The 3,464-nt window shown below is 59.6% G+C and carries 2 protein-coding genes; both read left to right on the forward strand.

The features are described 5' to 3' along the window. Positions 1-469: 469 nt before the first annotated feature. The gene (locus tag AWB81_RS41255) at positions 470-2,854 is read left to right on the forward strand and encodes an adenylate/guanylate cyclase domain-containing protein (RefSeq protein WP_235026195.1); all 2,385 of its coding nucleotides are present in this window, start codon (positions 470-472) and stop codon (positions 2,852-2,854) included. A gap of 115 nt (positions 2,855-2,969) precedes the next feature. Beyond that, a complete protein-coding gene (locus AWB81_RS47895) occupies positions 2,970-3,446 on the forward strand; it encodes a tetratricopeptide repeat protein (RefSeq protein WP_235026196.1) in 477 nt (158 codons plus the stop codon). Positions 3,447-3,464 lie beyond the last annotated feature (18 nt).

The following is a 3,464-nucleotide window of genomic DNA, read 5'->3' on the forward strand; positions in this document are numbered from 1 at the left end:
CCTACATCGTCTCGTCCCGATCTGACGCAGAAAAGCTCGTCGCGCACCATCTTGTGACGGGTTACGCTGACGCTTACGAATCAAACGCGGTCGGGCGCTCACCCCTCATTGAATCAGCAGCACGGTGACGTCGTGCTGCGCAGTAATCTATAGCATCCCAATTTTCAGGGCAGATACTCCGAGCATATTTCAGGACCTCTGTAGGGACTTCGATTTCCAACTGTTTTTCGCATGAATTTACGTTGATCGCGTTAATAGTCGTCATTCCCGGTGGGGGGCTGGCAGGCCGACCCACCTCCACTCAACCGAGCGCCTCATCGGCCCGCCAGAAGCGTTGGAAGGTTAGTGCTGCCATCGCGGCGTATATTTAGCAGGATCGGCGGGACCTACTGGGATGATCCTGTGAGATTGTTGCTTGCCCGTGGTTCTTTCGCCGTTTCATGAGGCAGCTGCCTCCAGGAGGCAAGCGGTGGAGAGCATTGCAGAGTGGTTAGCATCACTCGGATTGTCCAAGTATGCCCAGCTCTTTGCCGAGAATGGTATCGATCGCTCGGCCCTTCGCGATCTCACCGACCAGGATCTCAAAGATCTTGGCGTCTTACTTGGGCATCGCCGCAAAATGCTGCGCGCGATCGCCCAACCTGGCGACAGCGCTGTTGCGACATTTCCAGTCGCGGCGCCACCCGTGCCACCTGGTGACGCGGACCGACGCCAGCTGACCGTCATGTTTTGCGATCTCGTCGACTCGACAGCCCTCTCGACGCGGCTCGATCCGGAAGACATGCGGAAGATCGTCGCCGCCTATTACCGGGGTTGCGCGGATGTAATCATCAAGGCCGGTGGGTTCATTGCCAAATACCTGGGCGATGGTGTGCTGGCCTATTTTGGTTATCCCCGGGCGCACGAGGACGATGCCGAGCGGGCTGTACGTGCCGGGCTGACGCTCGTGCGAGCCATCGCCAAACTCGATTCCGGTACCGGCGAAAGTTTGCGAGTGCGGATCGGGGTTGCTACGGGCGTTGTGGTAGTGGGTGACCTCACTGGTGAGGGCGAAGCCCAGGAGCGTGGCGTGGTCGGCGAGACGCCCAATCTCGCTGCCCGGCTGCAGACATTGGCTGAGGCCGGAGCAGTAGTGATTTCTACTAGCACGCAGCGGCTTACTGGCGGACTGTTTGACTACCGCGACATGGGCATGCTCACAGTGAAGGGGATCGGCGATGCAGTGCGGGTTTGGCAAGTGCTCGGCCCCAGCAGGGTGGAAAGTCGGTTTGAGGCGCTGCACTCGACCACGTTGACGCCAATTGTCGGGCGCGACGAAGAAATCGAGCTGTTGCTTCGCCGATGGCAGCGGGCGAAGAACGGTGAGGGCCAAGTTGTGCTGCTTTCGGGCGAGCCGGGTATCGGAAAATCGCGGCTGACGGCCGCCCTTGAAGAGCGGCTCCAATTCGAGCCGCACGCCCGCTTGCGGTATTTCTGCTCACGCCGCCATCAAGACAGCGCCTTCTATCCGTTCATTTCCCAGTTCGAGCGTGCGGCCGGCTTGCGGCGCGACGATACTGCTGAACAACGCCTCGACAAACTTGAGGCGGTGCTCGCGTTGGCCGCCGGCAACCTCGGCGAAGATGCTCCGCTGGTGGCGGCGTTGCTATCGATCTCGACGGAAAGTCGATACCCGACACTTAACCTCACGCCGCAGAAGCGCAAGGAGCGGACGCTCAGCACAATGATTGCGCAGATCAGGGGTCTGGCATTGCGCCAGCCGCTGCTGATATTGTTCGAAGATGTACATTGGGTCGACCCCAGCACGCTCGAAGCGCTGGATCACCTTGTCGATTGCACGGCAACCCTGCCTATCCTACTGATCGTCACTTTCCGTCCCGAGTTCACATCTCCGTGGATCGGCCGCTCAGAAGTGACGCTCCTTACTCTCAATCGTTTGCCCGCTCGTCAACAAGCGGAGGTGATCCAGCGGGTAAGCTTCGGCAAGGCACTGCCGAAAGAGGTTACAGATCGGATCATTGACCATACGGACGGAATACCTCTATTTGTCGAAGAACTGACCAAAACAGTGTTGGAGAGCGGCCTGCTGCGCGAGCAGAACGGGCGCTACATCGTCGATGGTCCGCTGCCACCACTGGCGATCCCGATGACGCTGCACGCTTCGCTGATGGCGCGGCTCGATCACCTGGGCCCGGTGCGGGATGTAGCGCAAATCGCCGCTGCAATCGGCCGGCGTTTTTCTTATGAGCTGATCAGCGCGGTCGCGTCGATGCCCAAGGAGCGCCTGGACGACGCATTGGGTCATCTCGTCAATGCCGAGCTGGTTTTCCGCCGCGGGACACCACCGGATGCGGAATACACCTTCAAGCACGCCCTGGTGCAAGATGCGGCGTACAGCTCCCTGCTGCGGGACAGGCGACAGCAACTGCATGCCCGTATCGCAGTGGAGCTCGAGAATCATTTTTTTGATGTAGTGGAGCAACAACCGGAAATCCTGGCCGAACACTGCGCCCACGCCGGATTGGCGGAGAAGGCGGCCCGTCTTTGGCGACGTGCCGGTCACAACTCTGCAAAACGCGCGGCTCATCGCGAGGCGTCGGTCTTGTTCGAGAAGGCTTTGACTGCCTATGCAGCCCTTCCGTTGTCGGCCGACACGACCGGTGAAATCATCGACGTCCGATGGGATCTTCACCACTCGTTCTATCCGCTCGGAGAATTGGCACGTGACCGGACGAATCTCGAGAGAGCGGAACGTCTTGCCGAATGGTCGGGTGATGAGGGTCGCCTATCGCGCGTCTTGTCAAGGTTGACTTATACGCTCGGTTCGTTAGGCGATCTGATAGCCGCCGTTTGATGCAGGCGAACGCGCCTTGGCGTTGGCAGAGAGGCAAAGCGACCCCGATGCGAAGGCTAGGGTCACTATGATGCTCGCAAGGTCACGGTATGGCCGCGGAGACTATGAACGCGCGGTGGAAAATGCTCGACAGGTGCTAGATCTACTCCATGAGCGCCGCGACAGTCCCGATGAGGCTTACCTAAAATTCACGCGCGTCACCGCTCGTATCTGGTTGTTGCTGTGCCTTGCCGAATTCGGCCGATTCGACGAGGCTGCCGTCCTTGGACAGGAGGCGATAGACGTCGCCCGAGTGATGAATGAGCCAGAGGAACTGATTTTTGCTGGCTTCGGCGTCGGACGGATGCACCTTATTCAAGGCAATCCGGACATGGCTGTCGATGCACTTGAGCCAGCACTGGCCATGTGCTGGAGCGCTGAGTTTCCGATCTACATTTCTCGGATTGCGTCCTGTCTGGGGGCGGCGTATGCCTCGCTGGGCCGGACCGATGAGGCGCTGGTCCTTCTGGAAGAGGCAGTTCGCCAGGCGGCGGTGTCACGGATCGGCGTAATCGGTCCATTTCATGATCGGCGTAATCGAGCCACCGGATGATCGCCGTAATCGAGCCAG

This window comes from Caballeronia arationis, assembly GCF_001544975.2.
Taxonomy (GTDB): domain Bacteria; phylum Pseudomonadota; class Gammaproteobacteria; order Burkholderiales; family Burkholderiaceae; genus Caballeronia; species Caballeronia arationis.